Annotated in this window: 18 protein-coding genes and 2 pseudogenes; 3 read left to right on the top strand and 17 right to left on the bottom strand. The window is 38.8% G+C overall.

What is annotated here, in order from left to right; all coding sequences use genetic code 11:
- Nucleotides 1–55 precede the first annotated feature (55 nt).
- A complete protein-coding gene (locus tag B5D82_RS04965; protein WP_081149679.1) occupies nt 56–1,843 on the bottom strand; it encodes an ABCB family ABC transporter ATP-binding protein/permease in 1,788 nt (595 codons plus the stop codon).
- A gap of 441 nt (nt 1,844–2,284) precedes the next feature.
- Here B5D82_RS04965 and B5D82_RS04960 point away from each other — a divergent pair, with 441 nt between their 5' ends.
- Entirely contained in the window at nt 2,285–2,824 is a 540-nt protein-coding gene (locus B5D82_RS04960; RefSeq protein ID WP_081149678.1) for a DUF2937 family protein, read from the top strand.
- Between the two features lie 83 nt (nt 2,825–2,907).
- Here the strand turns inward: B5D82_RS04960 and B5D82_RS04955 are convergent, their stop codons facing one another.
- From B5D82_RS04955 to thrS, 10 genes are all read right to left on the bottom strand, one after another.
- A complete protein-coding gene (locus tag B5D82_RS04955; RefSeq protein ID WP_081149676.1) occupies nt 2,908–3,201 on the bottom strand; it encodes an integration host factor subunit alpha in 294 nt (97 codons plus the stop codon).
- Between the two features lie 3 nt (nt 3,202–3,204).
- Nucleotides 3,205–5,616 carry a phenylalanine--tRNA ligase subunit beta gene (gene pheT, locus B5D82_RS04950; protein ID WP_081149675.1) on the bottom strand — a complete coding sequence of 804 codons (2,412 nt, stop codon included), beginning with the start codon at nt 5,614–5,616 and terminating at the stop codon, nt 3,205–3,207.
- Between the two features lie 12 nt (nt 5,617–5,628).
- The gene (gene pheS / locus B5D82_RS04945) at nt 5,629–6,609 is read right to left on the bottom strand and encodes a phenylalanine--tRNA ligase subunit alpha (protein ID WP_081149673.1); all 981 of its coding nucleotides are present in this window, start codon (nt 6,607–6,609) and stop codon (nt 5,629–5,631) included.
- 313 nt (nt 6,610–6,922) lie between these two features.
- Complete coding sequence (locus B5D82_RS04940) at nt 6,923–8,215, bottom strand: ammonium transporter (protein WP_081154323.1); 1,293 nt, start codon at nt 8,213–8,215, stop codon at nt 6,923–6,925.
- Nucleotides 8,216–8,296: 81 nt separating this feature from the next.
- A complete protein-coding gene (locus B5D82_RS04935) occupies nt 8,297–8,635 on the bottom strand; it encodes a P-II family nitrogen regulator (protein WP_081149671.1) in 339 nt (112 codons plus the stop codon).
- 597 nt (nt 8,636–9,232) lie between these two features.
- Nucleotides 9,233–10,336, bottom strand: a complete 1,104-nt coding sequence (locus B5D82_RS04930; protein ID WP_081149670.1) for a phosphoribosylaminoimidazolesuccinocarboxamide synthase — start codon at nt 10,334–10,336, stop codon at nt 9,233–9,235.
- A gap of 195 nt (nt 10,337–10,531) precedes the next feature.
- Nucleotides 10,532–10,888: a 50S ribosomal protein L20 gene (gene rplT, locus B5D82_RS04925; protein ID WP_077284679.1), complete on the bottom strand. Its 357-nt coding sequence runs from the start codon at nt 10,886–10,888 to the stop codon at nt 10,532–10,534.
- 15 nt (nt 10,889–10,903) lie between these two features.
- Nucleotides 10,904–11,098 (bottom strand): 50S ribosomal protein L35, encoded by a 195-nt coding sequence (gene rpmI / locus B5D82_RS04920; RefSeq protein ID WP_081149668.1) that lies wholly within the window; start codon nt 11,096–11,098, stop codon nt 10,904–10,906.
- A gap of 181 nt (nt 11,099–11,279) precedes the next feature.
- Nucleotides 11,280–11,834: a translation initiation factor IF-3 gene (gene infC / locus B5D82_RS04915; RefSeq protein WP_081149667.1), complete on the bottom strand. Its 555-nt coding sequence runs from the start codon at nt 11,832–11,834 to the stop codon at nt 11,280–11,282.
- Between the two features lie 91 nt (nt 11,835–11,925).
- Complete coding sequence (gene thrS, locus B5D82_RS04910; RefSeq protein WP_081149665.1) at nt 11,926–13,836, bottom strand: threonine--tRNA ligase; 1,911 nt, start codon at nt 13,834–13,836, stop codon at nt 11,926–11,928.
- Nucleotides 13,837–14,376: 540 nt separating this feature from the next.
- Here thrS and folE point away from each other — a divergent pair.
- Complete coding sequence (gene folE / locus B5D82_RS04905; protein WP_081149664.1) at nt 14,377–14,928, top strand: GTP cyclohydrolase I FolE; 552 nt, start codon at nt 14,377–14,379, stop codon at nt 14,926–14,928.
- 152 nt (nt 14,929–15,080) lie between these two features.
- Here folE and B5D82_RS04900 read toward each other — a convergent pair whose 3' ends face one another.
- The 6 genes and pseudogenes from B5D82_RS04900 to B5D82_RS04875 form a co-directional block, all read right to left on the bottom strand.
- Nucleotides 15,081–15,941, bottom strand: a complete 861-nt coding sequence (locus tag B5D82_RS04900; RefSeq protein WP_081149662.1) for a YitT family protein — start codon at nt 15,939–15,941, stop codon at nt 15,081–15,083.
- Nucleotides 15,942–15,968: 27 nt separating this feature from the next.
- Nucleotides 15,969–16,867: pseudogene (locus B5D82_RS20305) on the bottom strand (IS1595 family transposase).
- Between the two features lie 67 nt (nt 16,868–16,934).
- A complete protein-coding gene (locus B5D82_RS04890) occupies nt 16,935–18,893 on the bottom strand; it encodes a methyl-accepting chemotaxis protein (protein WP_081149661.1) in 1,959 nt (652 codons plus the stop codon).
- Between the two features lie 260 nt (nt 18,894–19,153).
- Nucleotides 19,154–19,282, bottom strand: a pseudogene (locus B5D82_RS20135) (IS6 family transposase); the annotation flags it as partial.
- Nucleotides 19,283–19,433: 151 nt separating this feature from the next.
- Complete coding sequence (gene asnS, locus B5D82_RS04880; protein WP_081149660.1) at nt 19,434–20,834, bottom strand: asparagine--tRNA ligase; 1,401 nt, start codon at nt 20,832–20,834, stop codon at nt 19,434–19,436.
- Between the two features lie 250 nt (nt 20,835–21,084).
- A complete protein-coding gene (locus B5D82_RS04875; protein WP_081149659.1) occupies nt 21,085–22,317 on the bottom strand; it encodes a hypothetical protein in 1,233 nt (410 codons plus the stop codon).
- A 208-nt stretch (nt 22,318–22,525) separates the two neighbouring features.
- Here B5D82_RS04875 and B5D82_RS04870 point away from each other — a divergent pair, with 208 nt between their 5' ends.
- Complete coding sequence (locus tag B5D82_RS04870) at nt 22,526–23,446, top strand: LysR substrate-binding domain-containing protein (RefSeq protein ID WP_081149658.1); 921 nt, start codon at nt 22,526–22,528, stop codon at nt 23,444–23,446.
- Nucleotides 23,447–23,912 lie beyond the last annotated feature (466 nt).

Below are 23,912 nucleotides of genomic sequence, written 5' to 3'. Positions count from 1 at the left end.
AACCATTTACTCAATATTTGTTCTAATTCACTGCGGGTATTTATGTTGAATGCTATCAACTGTTATCACTTTGTTGCAGTTGCCACATTTTATAGTAGTGGCCTTTTTCAGCTAATAAGCCTTGGTGTGTGCCCTGCTCAATAATTTCACCTTGTTGCATAACAATAATATTATCGGCGTCGACTATGGTCGATAAACGGTGCGCAATCACTAAACTGGTTCTATGCTGAGCTACTTCTTTAATTGCACTTAAAATCGCTTGCTCTGACTGGCTATCAAGTGAAGACGTTGCTTCATCAAACACTAAAATTCGCGGATTTTTCAAAATAGTGCGAGCAATAGCAACCCGCTGTTTTTCACCACCTGAGAGCTTTAAACCACGCTCTCCAACAATCGTTTGTACACCTTCGGGTAATCGGGTAATAAAATCTGATAAATGCGCAAGTTTAAACGCGTTGTTAACCATTTCGACATTAGCTTCAGGTGCACCATAATTAACATTGGCAAAAAGGCTATCGTTAAACAACACCGTGTCTTGCGGCACAATACCTATATTTTTTCGTAACGAGTGCTGTGTAACTTCACGAATGTTTTGCCCATCTACGGTTATTCGGCCACTGTCGCAATCGTAAAACCTAAATAACAACTTAACTAAGGTCGATTTTCCTGAGCCGCTTTCTCCAACCACCGCAACCTTTTGCCCGGGTTTGATGGTAAATGAGATATTTTGGATGATGGGACGTTTTACGTTGTATGCGAACGATACACTTTCAAATTTAATTTCAGCCTGAGTTAAGGTCAAAACAGCAGCATCTTCACTGTCTTCAACTTTTGGTTTCTTTAACATCAAGTCAAACATATGTTCGATGTTAGCCAGTGAACCTTTAATTTCACGGTAAACAAAGCCTAAGAAGTTCAACGGAATAAAAAGCTGCATCATAAAAGCGTTTATCAGTACAAAGTCGCCTAAGGTCATTTTTTCATAGGTAACTTGATATGCTGCCAAGGCTAACATTGCCGTCATCGAACACGATATTATAAGCGCCTGGCCGCCATTTAAAGCAAATAAAGATAAACGATTCTTCATTTTTGCCTGCTCCCAAGTCGCCAATTGGCTATCGTAAGCTTTTGCCTCAAATTCTTCGTTGGTAAAGTACTTTACTGTTTCATAATTAAGTAAACTGTCGATAGCTCGGGTATTACTTGACGAGTCAGCCTTATTCGCCTCGCGTATAAAGCGTGTGCGCCAATCAGTAGCATAAACAGAATAACCAACATACAACACGATTGATGAAAGCGTAATTAACGCAAACCAAATGCCGTAATTAAAAAATAAAATTCCTACTACCATAATAATTTCTATTAAGGTTGGGATGATATTAAAAATCATAAAGCGCATCAAAAAATTAATGCCTGAGGTACCGCGATCAATATCTCGTGATAAACCGCCCGTTTGGCGATTTAAATGAAAGTCTAAATCCAATTTATGTAAGTGCTGAAAAACTTTTAAGCCAATTCTACGAATCGCTCGCTCAGTAACACGACCAAATAAGGTATCACGAATTTCAGCAAATATAACAATGGTGAGTCGAACTAACCCATAAGCACCAACCAGTGCAAATGGCACTAAATATACTCGATTCTCTTTTTGTGTATCTAATACATCAACAATGTCTTTCAGTATAAAAGGTAAATAAACGCTGGCAATTTTTGTCAGTACTAAACACGCTAATGCAAAAAATATTCGTGTTTTAAATTCGAATAAGTATGGCAACAAAAGTTTAACAACACGCCAATTAAAGGTCGTTACTTCATGTTCACTCTGGTGGGAAGATCTGCGCATAATAGCTGGTTATTTCCGCTTAAATTGTCATTGTTATATTGGGAAGTATATTAACATCGATACTTTACGAGTTCTGAAAAATTATCTATTAAAATTATCTTTAAAAGTTATGATTGCGAGTTATAACAATTTATACAACAGCTTCAGACTAAGTGTATAGCTTGTGGAAACTTTACTAGTTAAAAGTCCAACTACGGCATGATTTATTGCATCATTACTTTTACATCAATACCTTTACATCAATACCTTTACATCAATACTATTTACTCGATAATGCAGGATCATATTGTAATGAAATTATTTAAATCCCCCGTTATATTTTACCGTTTTGAACCGCAAAAAGTAGACCGACTAATTAATGAAGTTGGTATTATTGGCGATGAAGTTTTCCAGTAGTTGTGCTAACGTGATGCTACTCTATTCACAAGGTAACTAGCAATTATGTTTGCGTTAATGAACAATGTTATTGATCGTTGTTTTTTCACGGTTACTTTTATATTAGGCGTGCAGTTGCCTGAATTTATGCAGCAATATCAGCAGCGCCTCGCCGGCCATCTAGCAGAAGCCACATCGCAATTAGGTCAATTTGAGGTAATCGCTCAGCAACACTTTGATGGCAGCCTTACCGCCATGATCACTCGTTATAAAGACAATAGTGAATCGTCTATTATCAATACAGGTGAGCTGATTGAACGTTTGTCATTTCGTGTTGATTACTTAGCAAATCATTTAGCGCAAATAAACCAAACTGATTACCTAGACAGTGTTTATCAATTAATTTGGCATTTAGATAAACAAATTGCTACCGGCACTGCGGAGCATTTCGCCATGGCGATACCGCTTGAATTAAACGCTATTGCTACTGGTGGTACACTTGCCATTGGTGCACTGCTGTTGAAGGAGTTAACAATTTTCACTGTTAAGCGCCCTTTCAAAACAAAAAAAGATAAAAAAGATATGGTTATTGAAAGTAAACCTTAAATCTTAGCAATAAAAAAGGTTGCCGAAGCAACCTTTTTTATATCATTTTTTATATCTTAACACTGAAATGTTCGCTGGCTAACTTATTCGCTATTACCGTCTTCAACGCGACTTTTAAGTTTTTGACCTGGACGAAATGTCACCACTTTACGTGCTGAAATTGGAATATCTTCACCCGTTTTAGGATTACGTCCTGGACGTTCGCTTTTCACGCGAAGATCAAAGTTACCAAAGCCAGACAATTTAACTTGTTCACCAGCTTCTAAAGTTTCCCGAACTTCCTCGAAAAACACTTCAACCATATCTTTAGCGTCGCGCTTACTTAGCCCAACTTTTTCAAATAAATGTTCTGCTACTTCTGCTTTTGTTAGCGCCATTATTTAATCCCTCAAGGATGCATTTAGTTCAGTTTTTAATGTATCAACCACTCGGTTAACTACGTCAGTGATATCCTTTTCTTCTAGGGTTTTATTATTATCTTGCAATGTCAGTGCTATTGCTAAGCTTTTAAAACCACTTTCGATACCACTACCTTGGTATACATCGAACAAGTTTAGATCAACTAAATAATTTCCGCCAACCTTTTCAATAAGTTGTAGTACTTTATTTGCACTAATTTGTTCTTCTACCACTACAGCTATATCACGTCTATTCGCCGGAAAGCGAGATATGTCGCGTGCTTGCGGGATATTTTGTGTACAAATTTCAGTCAATAAAAGCTCGAAAACTAATGTGCGACCATTAAGGCCTAATTTTCGTTCTAATTCAGGATGTAAGGCTCCAACATGTCCAACTAGCACACCATTTTTGTGAATTGCAGCTGTTTGACCTGGGTGTAAAGCGTCAATTTCAGCCTTAGAAAACACAAAATCACTTTCGTTATTTGTTAAACCAAGTAGTGCCTCTACATCAGATTTAATGTCATAAAAATCGCTTGCCGCTTTTTCGATGTCCCAATGTTCTTCACTACGTTGACCACTCAAAACACCGGCGATCATATTATCTTGGCGAACACCATTTTCTACACTTTCATCAGGGATAAAACGCAAACCTGTTTCAAATAGGCGTACGCGATTCTGTTGTCGATTTTGATTATAAGCAACAGATTGTAATAACCCCGTCCATAAACTGACGCGCATTTCTGACATTTCAGACGAAATTGGATGCGGTAAGGTCATGGTGGCTTGGCCAGGATGCAATTGCGCTTGTACTTTTGGATCAACAAAACTGTAAGTTATAGCTTCTTGATAGCCACGGTTAACTAAAACATTACGTAATTTGCTTAACGGTAATTGTGCTTCTTTTTGCTCACGCATTGCTAATGTCGCTTTTGGCGAAACATTAGGAATATTGTTGTAACCAAAAATTCGAGCAACCTCTTCAATTAAATCAACCTCAATGCTGATATCAAAACGGTACGCAGGCACAACAACAGTCCAAACTTTAGCTTGGTCTGCGCCAGTTTCTGTAACATTAAAGCCTAAGCGCGTTAATATTTCAGCAACGGTTGTATCTTTAATATGATGTCCAATACGACCATCGAGTTTTGCACGACGTAAGGTAACAGTTCGCTCAGCCGGAATATTTTCTTCAGATACCGCTTCAACGATTGGACCGGCTTCACCGCCAACAATTTCAAGTAGTAATTGTGTCGCACGTTCCATTGCGTCACGTTGTAGTTGTGGGTCAATACCACGCTCATAACGATGCGATGCGTCCGTATGTAACCCATATTGACGGGCTTTGCCTAAGATAGCTAAAGGAGCAAAGAAAGCGCTTTCTAAGAAAATATCTTTTGATTCGCTAGTAACACCTGATGCCAAACCGCCAAATATACCGGCCATAGCCAATGCTTTTTCCTTATCAGCAATCACTAAGGTTTGTGTTGATAATGTCACTTCATTACCATCGAGTAACGTCAGTTGTTCAGCTTCATTAGCGAAACGTACGTTAATTCCGCCTTCTATTGCTGATAAGTCAAAGGCATGCATTGGATGGCCTTGCTCTAGCAACACATAGTTAGTCACGTCAACCACAGGATCAATTGAGCGTGTACCACAACGGCGTAGCTTTTCTACCATCCATAAAGGCGTTTGGGCAGCAATATTAATATTTTTAATCACCCGACCTAAGTAACGCGGACAAGCTTTTTCAGCTGATAAGGAAATGCTAACAGTATCGTCAATAGTGGGTGTAACCACTGTAATTTCAGGCTCAGTAACGCTTAAGTTATTTAACACACCAACTTCACGTGCAAGACCTTTTAATCCAAGGCAATCGCCACGGTTCGCCGTTAGGTCAACGTCGATAGTTACATCGTTAAGATCAAGATATTCACGCACACACATACCAATTGGCGCGTCACTTGCTAATTCCATGATGCCGTCAGCACTTTCAGATAAACCGATTTCTGACTCACTACACAGCATGCCATGCGATGGAACGCCACGAAGTTTCGCTTTCTTAATTTTAAAGTCACCGGGTAAAACAGCACCGACAGTAGCGACAGCAACTTTTAAACCTAAACGACAATTTTTAGCACCACAAACAATATCGGCAAGCTCGCCGTCATTGTAATCAGGTCCTAAATTAATTTTTGTTACTTGTAATTTATCCGCATCAGGATGAGGACCACATTCAACTACTTCACCAATCAATACACCGGTAAATTCACCTGCAACAGGTTCTACGGCGTCAACTTCAAGGCCAGCCATGGTAATTTGATGTGCTAATTCATCTGAAGATATAGCAGGGTTTACCCACTCACGTAACCAAGATTCACTAAATTTCATTATATGGCTTTCCTACTTGAACTGTTTTAAGAAGCGAAGATCATTTTCGAAGAATGAACGTAAGTCATTTACGCCGTAACGTAACATGGTTAAACGTTCAACCCCCATACCAAAGGCAAAACCGGTATAAACTTCAGGATCAATGCCAACACTGCGCAGTACATTTGGATGCACCATGCCACAGCCTAGGACTTCTAACCATTTGCCATTTTTACCCATAATGTCGACTTCTGCAGACGGTTCAGTGAATGGGAAATATGACGGGCGGAAGCGTATTTCTACTTCTTCTTCAAAAAAGTGATGTAAGAAGTCATGTAAAACACCTTTTAAATGCGTAAAACTGACGTCTTTATCAACCATTAGGCCTTCTACTTGATGAAACATAGGCGTATGGGTTTGGTCATAATCGTTACGATAAACTTTGCCCGGCGAGATAATTCGCAATGGTGGTTGTTCTTTTTCCATCGTACGAATTTGCACGCCAGATGTTTGCGTACGCAGTACTAACTTAGGATTAAAGTAAAACGTATCGTGGTCTTGACGAGCAGGATGATGTTCTGGAATGTTTAAAGCATCGAAGTTATGAAAGTCGTCTTCAACTTCTGGTCCTTGCTTGACTGAAAAGCCTAAATCACCAAAAAAACTCTCGATACGTTCGATGGTGCGCGTAACTGGGTGTAATCCGCCTAGCTCATCACCACGACCGGGTAATGTAACGTCAATAGATTCTGCGGCAAGTTGCTGCTTGATAACTTGTGCACGTAGTAACTCACCACGTTCAGTTAACAATTTTTGTACTTGCTGTTTAGCGATGTTAATCACTTGACCCGCTTTGGGCTTTTCTTCTTTTGGTAACTTACTTAGGCCTTTCATTTGCTCTGTGAACAAACCTTTTTTTCCTAAGAAGTTAACGCGAACTTGGTCAAGTTCTGCAGGATCAGTCGCCGCAGCAATTGCTTGTTCTGCCTGCAATATAATATCGTCTAAATTCATGAGTTCCTCTAAAGCGTGTTTAAAGCGCCGATAGTTTTTTAGTACAAAACATAGGGCATTAAAATCGGCCTAATTTTGGCCTTTAGCTAGACTTTTTCGATTAATAAAATGGTGAATGATTTTACACAAAAAACAACTGTTAGAGTAGAGTAAATATACGTTTTTCAAGAAAAAGTTAGTGATGATTAAGTTTTATTTTCTAAAAGCGGGATATTTTGACAGGAATGAGACTTAATTTGAAATAAACTGCAGTAAAATGATTAGGAAAAGGCTTTTTATCGCCTTTTCCTATGATGGATTAATCAATTATAAATTACATGTTATAGCCAACTTCGTCATGCTCTGTTAAATCTAAGCCTGTGGTCTCCTGTTCTTTCGAAACACGTAAACCATTCGTCATTAAGGCCACTAATTTAAACAAAATGTAAGATACAACAGCGGTATAAAGAATAGTCGAACCGATACCAATAAGTTGTACTGTTACTTGCCCTAGCATGGTAGTAATACCTTCAGCGTAACCAAAACCACTAAAAGCACCTAGCTCAGTTGAGGCAAAAATCCCCGCAAGTAATGTCCCTAAAATACCGCCAATACCATGCACGGGGAATACATCTAACGAGTCATCAATTTTAAGCTTATGTTTAATATAAACCGTAGAATAAAAACAAATAATACCGGCTGAAACACCAATAATTAAAGCGCCGCCGGGTCCCACAAAACCTGAAGCAGGTGTAATAGTACCCAGACCTGCAACCATACCGGTTACTGCACCTAGAACACTGGCTTTACCGAATTTTTTCCACTCAATAGCAGCCCAAGTAAGCGCCCCAGCAGAAGCTGAAAGATGAGTAACTAACATCGCCATAGACGCATCACCATTTGCGGCTAACGCGCTACCACCATTAAAACCAAACCAACCAACCCATAGCATACCCGCGCCAGTCACTGTCATAGTAAGGTTATGAGGTAGCATCGGCGTTTTTGGAAAACCGTGACGTGGCCCTAACACTAGCGCTGCTACAAGTGCCGCAACACCAGCGGTTATATGAACAACAATGCCACCAGCAAAGTCATAAACGCCCATTTGTGCAAGCCAGCCGCCGCCCCAAACCCAATGAGTAACCGGAGCATAAACCACCAAAAGCCATAATCCTGAAAACAATAACACCGCAGAAAATTTCATTCTTTCAGCATAAGCACCAATAATTAGCGCCGGTGTTATCACAGCAAAGGTCATTTGAAATAACATAAATAAACTTTCAGGAATATCGCCTGCAAGCGACTCTTTAGTCATACCAACCATCAGTACTTTACTGAAATCACCAACCCAGGCATTACCTTCCCCAAAAGCAATACTGTAACCGACAATAAACCACAAAATAGATGAAACACCTGCAATAGCAAAACATTGCATTAAAATTGAGAGAATATTTTTACGGCGCACTAAACCGCCATAAAATAAAGCCAATCCCGGTAAAGTCATCAATAACACCAGTGCTGTCGCAGTTAATATCCACGCGGTATTAGCACCGTTAAGGCTTGGCTCAACCGCAAAGCTTGGTACAGAAAAGCTTAAAGCTAAAAGTGTGATAATTATTTTATTCATTTTTACATCCACTATTTATTTCTTACTTAGACTTAATACTTAATACTTAATTGCCATATGTATCAACGCGATATGGCAAGTTTAAATAGCGTCATCATCTGTTTCGCCAGTACGAATGCGAGTAATGCTTTCAATATTGGTGACAAATATTTTTCCGTCACCGATTTTTCCGGTCTGAGCCGAGCTAACAATAGTGTCAACAACGCGCTCAGCGAAGTCATCTTTAACCGCAATTTCAAATTTTATTTTCGGCAGAAAATCAACTGAATATTCAGCTCCGCGATAAAGCTCGGTATGGCCTTTTTGACGACCAAAGCCTTTAACTTCTGTCACTGTCATACCATCGAGGCCAATTTCGTTTAGCGCTTCGCGAACATCATCCATTTTGAAGGGCTTAATAATTGCTGTTATTAGTTTCATTTGATCACCTTAAGTGCATTCACTTTCAATTTGATTTTTAAACTTCTTTATTTGAGTAACACTAAGCACCATTTATACCCAAAATATAAAATACAATAAATACAATAAATTAAACTCTAAACAGCACGTTAACCATAATCAATAGGCACCAAATCAGTGCATAAAAACAACAAAAAAGTGCAATATTGGTGCAGTCGGTAAGCTTTGCATCAGAAATGGGCAATACATTAGGTTTGGGAATAGCTGGTACTTAAGGTTCAGCCATGCCATTTTTGGTAGCGAGAATATAGTTATTAAGTATTACGGCTCATTACATCGACGTACAAGTTCTTACATGGGTGTAAGACTAGAGCAATGCAGGAAAATTACCGAGATATACTAATACCGTGGAGCCATGGATGGCTATGTATGGCAATGTGATCGCAGCATATCGCTCGTCCTGAGCATCGCTGCTCTTTCACATCGACGTATAGGGATGTACTAATGCCGTGGAGCCATGGATGGCTAGGAACGGCCATGTGATCGCAGCATACCGCTCGTCCTGAGCATAAAAAAGCCCCGCTATTGCGAGGCTATTTTTTGCTTAATCTCTAAAATCTAGTCAATCAATTGATATTCATCACGTAAAATATCAATAATTTCTTGTTTAGGATTTTGCGATAATACAATTTTTTTACCGATAACTTTTTCTGCTATCGCAAGGTAAGTTGCAGACAAATCCATTAACACTGAGGCTGGTAACTCATTCTCACGAGCCAGTGCCTCACGTTCTGTCATACGGTCTTTATTCAAAAGAATATCAGGGTCAGGGAAGTGGCTCAGTAATAATTGACGGAAACCTTCTTTAGAGTTTTCAACAATATTACCGGCGCGATATTGCTCGCCATCCCAAATACGTGATGAATCAGGTGTACCCACCTCATCCATATATATAAGCTTGTCATTGCCGTTACGGTCTTTGACATAACCAAACTCAAATTTAGTATCAACAAAAATTTGGTCAAGCTTGCCTAATGCTGCTGAAATAACCTCAAAGCCTTCTGTTAATAACTTTTCGTATAAGGCAATATCTTCAGTTGACTTGAAATTGAACGCGGCATAGTTATCTTCGATATTTTTACGGGTAATATTGACGTCATCAACGGCTGGTACGCCAGGAATATCCTTTAAAATACCTTTAGTCGATGGTGTTTGCAGCAATTGTGGTAACTTACTGTCTTTTTCTAGGCCATCGCTAAGTTCGATTCCACAAAATTCTCGTTCGCCTTTAGCATACGAACGCCACATTGAACCGGTAATATACTGGCGACATATAGCTTCAATCATGACAGGTTTAGCTTTTTGCACGATCCAAACAAATGGGTGCGGTATATCAAGAATATGGCTATCAGCTAAACCTTGCTCTTTAAATAATTTAAACCAATGATTAGAAATGGCATTTAATGCTGCACCTTTGCCAGGAACGCCTTTCATGCCCCCCTCACCGTGCCAAATACAGTCAAACGCTGAAATTCGGTCACTGATCACCATGATCGCTAAAGGTGTATCTTGAGCAACATCATAATTTTTTTCTTGAATTAAGCGACGACTGTCAGCTTGAGTTAACCAATAAACAGAACGCACTTTACCGCTATGAACAGCAACATCAGTACGGATAGGCAAATCATTATTTACCGCTAGAACTTGATCAGCAAGACTCATAATAAGACCTTTACTTCCTATAATTAAATTAAACTTTTAAATAAACAGGCTTGATTATAGATTTGATAAACCAGCTTAGTTAACGGTTCATTATTGTATTGTGGTTTCATTTTCTTGACTTTTTAGTCAATTTTTTAATTTCTAAAAAAGAAAAGGACGCCATAGGCGTCCTTATCTCAGAGCTAATATCTCAAACTATGCTAAAGAAGCTTGCGCTTTTTCAACTAAGAATGTGAAAGCTGCTTTGTCGTATACTGCGATGTCAGCTAGGATCTTACGATCGATTTCAATAGAAGCCTTTTTAAGACCATTAATGAAACGGCTGTAAGATAAACCATTTTGACGAGCTGCCGCGTTAATACGAGCAATCCAAAGTTGACGGAATTGACGCTTACGTTGACGACGGTCACGGTATGCGTATTGGCCAGCTTTAGTTACAGCTTGGAAAGCAACGCGATAAACGCGACTACGGGCACCGTAGTAACCTTTAGCTTGCTTTAGAACCTTCTTGTGACGTGCACGTGCTTGTACACCACGTTTTACTCTTGCCATTTTCTATCTCTCCTATTAACCGTGACGTAAAAGTTTTTTAACTGACTTAATGTCAGCTGCGGCGATCATGCATTTAGCACGAAGATGACGCTTAACTTTAGTACGGCGTTTAGTCAAAATATGACGAAGACCGGCTTGTTTAAATTTATAGCCTGTGGCTGTCTGTTTAAAGCGCTTTGCAGCACCTTTATTGGTTTTCATTTTAGGCATGTTAATAACTCCGCATTGTTATGCCAAATATAAAGTAAACGAGGGCGAGAATTTCTAAGCGCTTAGCGGTTAAGCTAAGATATTGAACTCTACTTGTAGGCCTTGTTTACCAGCTTAAAGATAATAGCGGTGAGCTAAATATTTCGAGAAATACGTAGCTACTTGTCAAACCGGGTATTATCTATTTTTTAGGGGCTAAGACCATCACCATTTGACGCCCTTCCGCTCTACGAGGGAAAAACTCAACTACGGTCAATTCTTCTAAATCGTTTTTAACACGAGTTAAAATTTCAAGACCAAGTTCTTGGTGAGCCATTTCACGGCCACGGAAACGTAATGTTACCTTGACCTTATCGCCGCCTTCTAAAAAGCGCTTCAGGTTGCGTAGTTTTACCTGATAATCGCCTTCATCTGTTCCAGGTCGGAATTTAATTTCCTTTACCTGTATTTGTTTCTGGTTTTTACGCTGTTCTTTCTGTTCTTTCGCTTTTTCATAGATAAACTTACCGTAATCCATAACACGAAGAACAGGAGGTTTTGCTGTTGGGCTGATTTCTACAAGATCTACACCTGCTTCCTCTGCTTGGTCCATAGCTTCATCTAATGTAACTATACCACCTGGTTCGCCGTCATATTTAATTAAACGAACTTCATTGCCCAGAATACCTGTGATTAACTCATTTAAGCGATGCGCCGGCTCTTTTTGCCCGCCACGTTGTCCACCTTTAATAGCCATGTTCCTCCAAAGAACGTTGTGACCAAGTAAGCACTATTTTTAGCTTACTTGGGTTAAATAATAATATTACGTGTTTTTTAATTCAAAGTGCTTATCGACGGTTTTTAACTTCGTCCGATAATTTGGTAATAAAGTCGTCTACCGACATTGTACCTAAATCTTCACCACTTCGAGTTCGTACTGCAATTTCGCCAGTTTCCATTTCTTTATCACCGACGACTAACAAATACGGAACACGCTTTAAAGTATGCTCGCGGATTTTAAAGCCTATCTTCTCATTTCTCAAGTCTAGTTTTGCTCTAAATCCACTTTCTTTTAGTTTTTTTACAACTTTTTCACAATATTGACCCTGTTTGTCGGTAATATTCATCACAGTTGCTTGAATTGGCGATAACCAAGTTGGAAATTTGCCTGTGTACTCTTCAATCAAAATTCCGATAAAACGTTCAAGTGAACCTAAAATGGCACGATGGATCATGACCGGAATGTATCTTTCGTTGTCTTCACCAACATAAGTTGCGCCTAAACGCTCTGGCAAAGCAAAATCGAGTTGCACAGTTCCACATTGCCAAGCACGTCCCAAACAATCCATTAAGGTAAATTCAATTTTAGGACCGTAAAAAGCGCCTTCGCCTGGTAAATATTCAAAAGCGATATCACTATCGGTTAATGCTTTTGCAAGACCCGCTTCGGCTTTATCCCAAACTTCATCACTACCAATGCGATTTTCTGGTCGAGTTGACAATTTTACTATAATATCTTCAAAACCAAATGAGCCATAAACATCGTATACCATTTCAATACACTTAGTCACTTCGGCCTGTACTTGTTCTTCCATACAGAAAATATGCGCGTCATCTTGCGTAAAGCCACGTACGCGCATTAAACCATGTAAAGAGCCTGAAGGTTCATTACGGTGACAACAGCCAAATTCAGCTATGCGCAGAGGTAAATCGCGGTAAGACTTTAACCCTTGGTTAAATATCTGTACATGCCCTGGACAGTTCATCGGTTTTATCGCGTATTCACGCTTTTCAGACTCAGTAGTAAACATGCCATCAGCATATTTATCCCAGTGACCTGACTTTTCCCAAAGACTGCGATCCATCATCATTGGCGCTTTAACTTCGTCGTAATCATATTCGTGTAATTTTTCACGAATGAATTTTTCTAACTCAGTATAAATAGTCCAACCATCGTTATGCCAAAACACCATACCTGGTGCTTCTTCTTGCCAATGGAAAAGATCTAACGTTTTACCAATTTTACGGTGATCACGTTTTTCAGCTTCAGCTAATCGTACTATATAAGCTTTAAGTTGCTTTTTATCAGCCCAAGCGGTGCCGTAAACACGTTGCAACATTTTGTTGTCTGAATTACCACGCCAATAAGCACCGGCAACTTTCATCAGTTTAAAATGATGACAATGACGCATGCTTGGCACGTGTGGTCCACGACACATATCGATATATTCTTGATGATGATAAAGCGCAGGTGTATCTGACTTATCAATATTTTCATCAAGAATTTGTAATTTATAACTTTCGCCACGTTCAGTAAACGCGTCGTAAGCGTCTTGCCATGTGCCGGTTTTCTTAACAACTTCGTAGCCGGTACGGGCTAATTCTGTCATGCGTTTTTCTAGCTTAACTAAATCGTCTTCGGTAATTGACTCTTCTAAGTCAACATCGTAATAGAAACCGTTATCGATTGTTGGCCCGATGGCCATTTTGGTATTAGGCCATAACTGCTTAATAGCATGGCCTAATAAATGCGCGCAAGAATGACGGATGATCTCAAGACCTTCGCTGTCTTTACTGGTAATAAGTTGCAGCGCTGCATCTTCTTTAATTAATTCACAAGCATCGACTAATTCGCCGTTAATACGACCAGCGATGGTGGCTTTTGCCAATCCAGGGCCGATATCTAAGGCAACGTCCATTACAGAAACAGCTTGTTCAAAAGAGCGTTGACTACCGTCGGGAAGCGTAATTACAGGCATGTATTTTCCTTTGTTCAGTGGCGACACGCACGAAGTGCCGCTTGAGTATTATTAATAATTTTTTCACAACATTATTGATTATTAGACAATTAATGGCGCTATATAATGCTAAATTCGATACTATATCGAGGGCTATAAACACAATGACATGAAGATAATAAAGATTGCGATAAAGCGAGCAGAGGAATATAGGGTAATTTTCTATAATTTGCAATGGACAAGGGGAGTATATTTAGGGCAAACGGGGTTAATTCCATCAATTAGCTCACAACTCAAATAATCAAAACAGATCCATCGACCTATTATTTAGTTCGTGGCATATAATGGTCTTTGCTTGGATTATTATAACAAAGACTACTATCTGTAAAGCTTTTGGTGACTTAACCGACCCGCTCCTATAACAAATAGGTGCTTACGCCATCCTTTAGTTAATAGTTTGACTATATCTATCTGTCAGTTATCTGTGGTTGTGATGATTTTTGTGCAATAGAAGAATACGGAAAATCTAAAAACATAACAATTAACTTAGGTCGTAATTAAATGAAAAATATGGAAAATAACTACAAAGAAATTCTATCTGCTATTGGGGAAGATATTAACCGTAATGGTTTAATAGATACACCTAAACGTGCAGCAAAAGCAATGGGGTTTTTAACGCAAGGTTATCAGCAAAACATTGATGATGTCGTAAATGGTGCTTTATTTGACTCTGATGCAGATGAAATGGTTGTTGTAAAAAATATCGAGTTATATTCAATGTGTGAGCACCACATGCTGCCTTTTATAGGGAAATGCCACATTGCTTACATACCTAGTGGTAAAGTACTAGGCTTATCGAAATTCGCTCGAATTGTTGATATGTATGCAAGACGATTACAAATTCAAGAAAATTTAGCCAGAGAAATAGCTTTATCTATTCAAAAGATTACCGGTTCCATTGGCGTAGGTGTCATCATTGAAGCACAGCATTTATGCATGATGATGCGTGGTGTTGAAAAGCAAAACTCATCAATGACAACATCAGTAATGTTAGGCCAAATGAGAAAAAATGCATCCGCGAGACAAGAAATGCTTTCGTTGGTTAAATCGTAATACGTGTAATAAATTGAACTAAAAGTAATTTTATCTTGCTGAGAATGTGCGCCAAAGATAAACATGCTATTTGATTCGACCAGGTTTTCCCAGACACAAAAAAGTTGTAAACGTTGTGTTTAGGAAAACCTGGTCGATTCACACCTTATCGCTTAGGTTATTGTGTGAGCGGTTGAGCCAATCATTTCTGAGGCATCCATAACAAGCACCACCGCACTTTCATCACGGCTTAATACGATTGTTTGTAATTTAGGTATTTGACGAGCACCAACGACCACCGACAGAACTTTTTGCTCATTCTGATCAATTAAGCTTTCACCCGTTAAGATAGTGCCATCTCGTCCTAAGTCCTCTGAAATAGCAAGTCCAATGCTATCGGTTTTATTTGAAATTATATGAACTACCTTTTCTGCTACCGCACCGGTTAGAATTTTATCGATAACTTTTGTAGTGATATATATGCCAATTAAACTCCATAATGCTAACTCCATATCTTTAAATACAATACCAACGGCGATAATGATAATGATATCTAAAAACATAATGATTTGAGCAGATCTAAATGAGGAATAACGGGCAACTATTTGCGCGACGATTGTAGTACCGCCTACTGATGCTTGACCTTTCATCACGATTGCGATTCCTGCACCAATGCACCCACCACCATAGATAGTAGATAGCAACATACTATCTATGGGTGGGAAAGAATTAACTTTTGCTAAAAGGTTAATAAAATAAGCGGTCAGTATAATGGCAAAGACAGTGCGTACAGCGAAACGTAAATCAATAAATTTAAGACCTGCGAGCACCAATGGAAAATTGATTAGCACCATCGCGTATGATGTAGGAATACCGGTTAGATAATGCAATATAATCGACATTCCAGGGGTGCCTCCTGTAGCAATATTGACAGGTATCAGAAATAAGGTCACACCAAAGGCCAGTAAATAAGAACCAAGTGCAATTAATATTATATTTTTGAGCTCTACCATACTGAATTGTTTAGACGTCATTTATATTACCCATTGGCTACGTTCCCGCTACTTGTTTCGGGCTTTGAATAGGTTGTTTTTATTAGGATTTTTATCTGTGTCTAAAAATCCTAATAAAAACAACCTAAGTAATTATCTAAATACTTGGTTACCACATCATGTAAACGCGCCATCCAAGCCTTTAAACGACTGTAATAAGCATTAACATTTTGAATGTGGAATACCTTTTCTATAACCGAACACCAGCGGCTACAACCAACCGTTTGTGAATTAAATCATTACCCTGTGCAAACGTTATAAGGTTTAAAGCCATCACTGCACAAAACACTGTCCTTTACTATTTTACTTTCTAGCGCTTTATTGAGCTGCTCTGTAAACACTGAGATCAGAACCACTTTATACCTATGTTTTCCTTAATTCCGTAAGGTTAATACTGGCACCTAATCTTCTTTAGAACGTCCACGATTTTTTCTTGCATTCCTTTATTTTTTCCTTATGTTCAAGTGTTCGGCTGCCTTTTGCAGAGCGAGCAAACAAGATTTCATCCTCATCAACTACCCCTTCTAGTAGAATAGCTTTCATTGTTGAAGGCAGTTGATAAAAGCAGTGCCGCCCCCTGAACGATATTTTTAAAATAATATCGCAATCGCTCTATTAACACCCTACCACTGAACATACACTGTAAATAACCTAGCCAATGGCGCGTTAGTCCTAGCGTTAAAACCTTATGTGCAGTTTTAAAACGATACCTTTACGTGGTTCCTGTTTTACCATGCAGATTAATCAAGCCGCTATGGCAATCTGGTGTATCAATCATATACTGTTCAAGCTCTGTCATGATTGGCTGAATAAGCTATCGCCTTTTAAAAGCTATCTACATCTTTAACTTGCTCATCTATTAGGTGCTCTAACACAACTAAGAGTTTTTTAAATTGTGCAAGTATCATAACAAAACACTTTATAACTGATATTATACACAGTGTATCAATAATTTACGAGAGCATAGCCTACCCATTAAGTTTTAAATTGTTCAACCAACGCCTTTAATTGTGATGCTTGAATATCTAAATCTTCAGTAATTTCTTTAATACTAGCAATATTGTTTGCACTGTCTCCAATAGCTGAGGACATAACTTGAATGTTCTCATTTATTTCTTCAATGGCTTTCGATTCTTCCTCTATTGAAGTAGATACTGATAATGTTTCATTAGCCATTTTCTCACTCGCTAATGTTATGCTTTGCAGAATTTTCAAGGATTCTTCTCCTTTTTCTACACTCGCTTGAATTCGAAAGTTTAACTCGGTGATGTGCTCATAAGAGCTGTTAGATTGCGACTGTACTGTTTGAATAAGATCCGCAATTTGAGTTGCTGCCCCTGTAGTTCTTCCAGAAAGCTCTCTCACTTCATCAGCAACAACAGAAAAACCCCGTCCAGCTTCACCTGCCCTTGCTGATTCAATAGCGGCATTTAAAGCTAATAAATTTGTCATGTCTGCAATACCCGTTATCAACTTAGTAATATCATCAATTTTCTCAGATGATGATTGCAACTCATTGAGAATATCTTTAAGTGAACTCATATCGTCAGCCACGCTACTCATTAGCTTGATTGACTCGGAAATAGTAATCCCCCCTGCATTAACTTCGACTTTAGAATTTTCTGATAACGCCTCAGTCCCTTTTACCGTTTCTGAAATGAGCTTAGAAGTCATCGACACTTCATGTAATGCAGAGGCCATAGTCAACGATTGAGAATTTTGTTCTTCCGTTGTTTCGGCTAATAATTCACTTGCTTTTGCTACCTGATTTGATAACTTATTTACACTTTCGGCCTTGCTTTTTACCGCGACTACCAACTCACAAATTTGTTCTACAAAGTCATTAAATGAAGTCGCTAAATCAAATGTTTCATCACTTTTACTACTTAATTTTATTCTAGTCGTTAAGTCTCCTTCTCCCGACGCTATCTCTTTTAATTTTTCATTAATTTCCACAATTGGCAAAGTGATCATTGTTGATACTTTCCACGACAATATGAGAAAAATAACCAACATAAAACCTTCAATATATATCAGCTTTGAAATAATAGAATTACTCATTTTTAATATTTCATTTTTTGGTACAAAACCAACAAACTTCCACCCCAAAGCATTTGAAGTAACAATATTCACTTCATATTCGGTATCATTTACTAACGCACTGAGCGGTCCTGAAGGGAGTTTAGAAATAGCTTTGTATACATCATCAGCTAATGAATCAATATTTTTAGAGGCGTTTTCAGGATTTTTCGGGTCAAATAATATTGTGCCATTGCCATCAAGTATCATAATATAGCCATCACCCCCAAGCTTAATGTCTTTTGCAATTTTTGTTAAGCCATTTAAACTTACATCTACTGCTTGTGTACCTACTACATTTCCATCACTCTCATGGACTGTGGCAACCGTACTGATTAAGGCAGTTCCATCATAAAAATAGGCATCTGTCCTGCTGGCTTTTCCTTTGTTTTTTAGTGCATGTTGATAGAATGGTCGTTTTCTTGGATCATAATTGGCCCCCATACCTCCTTCAGGCCACTGAATATATCCCCCTTCGGCATTACCAAAATACACATAAGCTGTACTGTCATGGCTATTAGCAAAATTTTCATATATTTCATAGACATTAGATTCAACTCCGCCATTCGAAGAGGGAGTCATAATAACACTTTCACTGTTATTCTTATAACTTGTAATGTTTTTCCCTGCTGCAATAATTTTCGGATTAGTCGCAAGGGAATTGACATTCTGAGCAACCCCATTAAAAAATAATTCCATGGCGTTTTCAACTTGCCTTATTTCTCGCTCAGATACATCATAAAATTGTTCATATGCTTTATCTGTTACAAACTTATCTAATATTATCGAAATGAAAATTCCAGGTAAAATTACGGCTAGCATCACACTTATTTGGATTTTCATACGAATATTCATTTACTATATTACCTTACAAGTTAATCAAAATTAGTAACCAAAGTTAAATGACCTCCGGCAGAGCCGGAGCCTTATTAGCTGAGACCTTAAGGACTAAAGTAAGTGCTCAAGGCGCGTTTCATGCCAAACTTTAACTGTTCATCATCATTTCTTCTTATTGTGAATATATTCTCATGCCATATTTTGTATCAACCCCTACTGTTGATACAAAAGACCCTCTAGCTGAAAATGTTTCTCCAGAAAAGCACTTCAAGTTATAGACTATACTTCGTCACCCAACGATTTAAGATTGAGTGTTCATAATGAATATTCCGCTCAGCAAATATCTATTCTCTTTAACGATAACTCAGCTTGTAGGCCAAGTAATGCCGGAGGGACTGAATAATGATTTATTGTGGACAGTGTCTTCCTTAAAAATTTTATAACGCCGTCATTATTAATTTTAACCATTAAAAATGAGCAGTTAATTAATCAACTTGGTATTAATCAAAGCTTGGAAAAAAGGACGCCTTTGATGCTCGTTTTTAGTTTATAAAGCCACTAGAAATTAGCACTACGCGGTACGCGCGGGAATGGAATAACGTCACGGATATTTTGAACTCCGGTCACGTATAAAACCAAACGTTCAAAGCCTAAGCCAAATCCGGCGTGTGGTACTGTGCCATAACGACGTATATCCCGATACCACCACATGTCTTTAGCATCAATATCCATTTCCGCCATACGGGCATCTAATACATCGAGGCGTTCTTCACGTTGCGAGCCACCGATGATTTCACCGATGCCTGGTGCTAATACATCCATCGCTGCAACTGTATTACCATCATCATTTAAGCGCATATAGAATGCCTTAATATCTTTCGGATAGTTTTGCAGAATAACCGGTCCGCCAACATGGACTTCCGCAAGATAGCGCTCATGTTCAGATTGTAGATCGACGCCCCACTCAACTGGGAATTCGAATTTTTTTCCACATTTTTTAAGGATTTCGATCGCATCAGTGTAATCCATCCGCACGAAATCACTTTCAATCATATTTTCAAGGCGGCTAATACATTCTTTGTCGACACGTTGGGCAAAAAATGCCATATCGTCCTGGCGTTCTTCCAGTACCGCTTTAAATACATACTTAAGCATTTGTTCGGCTAGGGTCGCGGCATCTGACAGATCTGCAAAGGCAATCTCTGGCTCAACCATCCAAAATTCGGCCAAATGGCGAGTGGTATGGGAGTTCTCGGCCCGGAAAGTAGGGCCAAAGGTGTATACCTTGCTCAGGGCACAGGCATAAGTTTCGGCATTAAGCTGTCCTGAGACGGTCAGAAACGTTTCCTTGCCAAAAAAATCTTGATCATAATCGACTTTATTGTCGTCGGTGCGCGGAATATTTTCCATATCCAGGGTACTAACACGGAACATTTCACCGGCGCCCTCACAGTCACTGCCGGTCAGAATTGGCGTACTAATCCAGATATAACCCTGCTCGTGGTAAAAACGATGAACGGCTTGGGACAAGGTATTGCGAATACGGGCCACGGCGCCGATAATATTAGTGCGTGGGCGCAGGTGAGCAACCTCACGTAGATATTCGAGACTGTGCTTTTTTGCTGCCATCGGGTAAGTATCGGGTTCGTCCACAAAACCATAAACCTCAACCTTAGTCGCCTGAAGCTCAAATGACTGGTCCTTGCCCATAGACTCGACAATTTTACCTGTTACCCGAACCGAGCAGCCAGCGGTTAATGACGACACGTCATCATTATAATTTTCTAGCGTATTTTCGATAACTGCCTGTACGGGATCAAAACACGACCCGTCATAAATAGCTAAAAAAGAAATCCCTGCTTTTGAATCACGTCGGGTGCGTATCCAGCCGTTAACAGCGACTATTTCGCCAACGGGAATCGATCCCTTTATAATATCGGCAACACTCGTCAAACTCATATGATTACTCCAAAATTAAATTAAATTACTCCGCAATTTTACTTACCTGACGAGAATAAAAAGGTTCTTGCGTTAAAAATGGCGCAACGAGCTACGGCTAAAGAAACGGCATACAAACTGTGTTAATAAATTGATATACATAAAGTTTTTCTTAGCAGAACAAAGCGAACTGGCATCAATATTACCGATGCCAGTTAAAGGTGTCAGTGGCAACACATTTCGTTGCTCCTAATTGTTATCTCAAAAAAGATTAGAAGTAGTAGCCAACAAGAATATTAATTCTTTTATTCCACTGGTCTGAATCACCGGCCAAGCTACCGCCAATAAATGGCTGGTTTTTTGCTACAATAAAATCTACCCAGGTATAAACAGAGCCAGCACTAATAGCAACACCTGTTACATTCATAACAGTGTCTTCTTTAAAGTTTCCTGATTTATTAGTCGTAAGATTATAATCGTTATAGAAAGTTAAATTGGTAATTGGACCAAGCGATACCGATTTGTTATAGGCTATATTTAAGTTATATAGTGACGCTTCACTAGGCAAGGTGTCAGTAAAAGCCCAAGCTCCTACAGCAACGGCTTCTGAGCCATTGTCTAAGTCATATTCATAATTAGAATACTGGAACACAATATTAAAATTGTTTATTTTGGTTTTCGCGTGGACAGCGACAGCAGTGCGATCTCCTACTGAATCAGTTATTCCAGCCGCATTTTTTCCTTCGAGATCACCTAATTGTACTGATGCGCCAATTTCAGAATTACCGAATTTATAGGCATATCTAGCAGCGAGGGTATTATTCTCTCCCATGGCCTCGCCATCTTCAACTGCGTCCCAGTTTGAAAAGTCGGCAGGATCATAGTCGTTACGAACACCTATAACATCATATGAATAACGAGCGGTTTTATCACTAGCAAAACCTTCTACACCACCAAGTTCATCATTTTTAAAGAATGCTAAGTGAACGTCATGATGCTCATACTCGCCTTTAAATACGATACCTAGATCGTAATCTTCTTCTAAACCAGCGTAGAAGCCAGTACTATAGAAGAAACTGTTTGAGTTATATTGAAGGTTACCGAATGGAACTTGGGTAATACCAAATTTACCTTCCCAGTTATCGTTAAAATCGTAAGCAACATCTGCGTGATGAACTACATCCATATATTGATAAAAGCGATACTCAGCAGAGACTTTAAGGCCGCTAACTTCACCATTTACGTTAATACGGAACGTATCAAATTGCAGTTCACCGCCTCGGTCTTTGCTATTTTCACTATAATCATTATAGCTATATTGGAAGCGCACGGCGCCGCCAATTTTAATTGCTGAGTCTTGCTTCGCTTTGTCGTCTGAAAGTTGTTGCTCTATCTTTGTTAGCTGTTGCTTAACTTCAGTAAGCTCCGCAGATTCTGAGGCAGCGACTAGCGTTGATAAAGAACTTGATAGTATTATTGCAATAGTTTTTTTTGAAAATTTCATCCAAATTAATCCTGTTTTGTTATAATTATTATGTCGTTTTACGTTTTGTTCGGTTTTAATTCCATGCCCTAATCAACTACATATTCGGCATATTCGACATTACAAGTTCAATTTTAATTAGTCTAATTAATAGTCTTTATATAATCATTTGCAATACTAATGCTATCAATGTAGTTTAAATAATAATGATTATTTCTGACGAACCACAATGAAAAACATTCCAATGGATCTATTACGAACCTTCACGACAATCTATGACGTTAAGGGATTTACTCAGGCAGGTGAATTACTGGGGCGTTCTCAGCCAGCTATCAGTTTGCAGGTTAAGCGTCTGGAAGATATGCTGGATATACAGTTATTCAATCGGAATGGTGGACTTCAAATCACCGAAGATGGTCAAGTACTTTATCATGCAGCATGTAAAATTTTAGCCATGAACGACGCCATCATATCCCAATTGTCTACCCAGAAGGTTAGTGGCTCTATATGCCTAGGAACACCCAATGATTTCGAGGTGTCCTTTCTGCCTGTACTGCTTTCTAAGTTTTCCCAAGCATATCCAGATGTTACGCTTGAAGTAAAATCCGGCGTCAGCGTCAACTTGCGCGAAGATTACAAGAAAAGCTCATTTGATCTTGTGATGTCTATGGATGAATACCCAAAGCATAGTTTTGCTGAAGATGACTTCATTGTTGAGAATGTTTCCTGGGTAATAGATCCTAATTTTACCCTGGATGAAAGCCAACCAATACCATTGGTGGTTTATCCTGAAGGTTGTATCTACCGTAAGCACATAACTGAAGCCTTAAATAAAGCCAACATCCCCTGGCGGATACTGTACTGCTCATCAAGTCTTTTAGGCATTCAATCTGCTATTAAAGCAGGTTTAGGTATTAGCGCCCTGGTGATTAATACCCTCCCGGAACAGTTTCAGTATGCTCAAAACGATAGTAATTTACCAAAACTAGGTAAAGTAACTATCGGTTTTAATTACGATCAGAATAACTTATCGCCTGCGGCTTCATTATTACTCGACTATTTACGACGAGGCCTAAAACAAAGCAAAAAGTATCCAGGCTCAATCAAAATTGGACCATATAGTGGCAATAGTTTTGAGCTAACTATGTAAACAATAATCTCCACAATATTCGTCGCTGCGCTCGTCATTTGTATAGTATGACTAACTGTTATGTATATTGGACTGAGGCAGCGAGAGGCTCATCCGAGCGCCGTACTGTAAAAGTACCTTATTGCTCTTTCGTAGTATTTAGAACAAACATATTTAATAGTTAAATGAAGGGGAATGCAGTCACATGCCACCCATGAATAACACTCCCTATTTTAGTCATCCTGCTCGTTTCTTAACGTGTTAACTTTATCCTTAAAGCGTCCTTAGCGGACGATCCAACACATTACTGTGATCGATAAGTAAAGTAACTGAATGTTAATTTTCGTTTATCATTGAGCTCTTGTTTTTAAAAAAACTGTATTAATTTTTATTGTTTTACTCACACCTCAACGTTATTAACTAAGTTTTCTTAGTCATATATTTTACAATATAAGACATTTGACGATAAGTGTTACCGCTTTGATGA

Origin of the sequence: Cognaticolwellia beringensis, from assembly GCF_002076895.1 — a bacterium.
Classification (GTDB): Bacteria; Pseudomonadota; Gammaproteobacteria; order Enterobacterales; family Alteromonadaceae; genus Cognaticolwellia; species Cognaticolwellia beringensis.
Note: the sequence above shows the minus strand (reverse complement) of the source record. Positions and strands in the feature narration are given on the sequence as shown.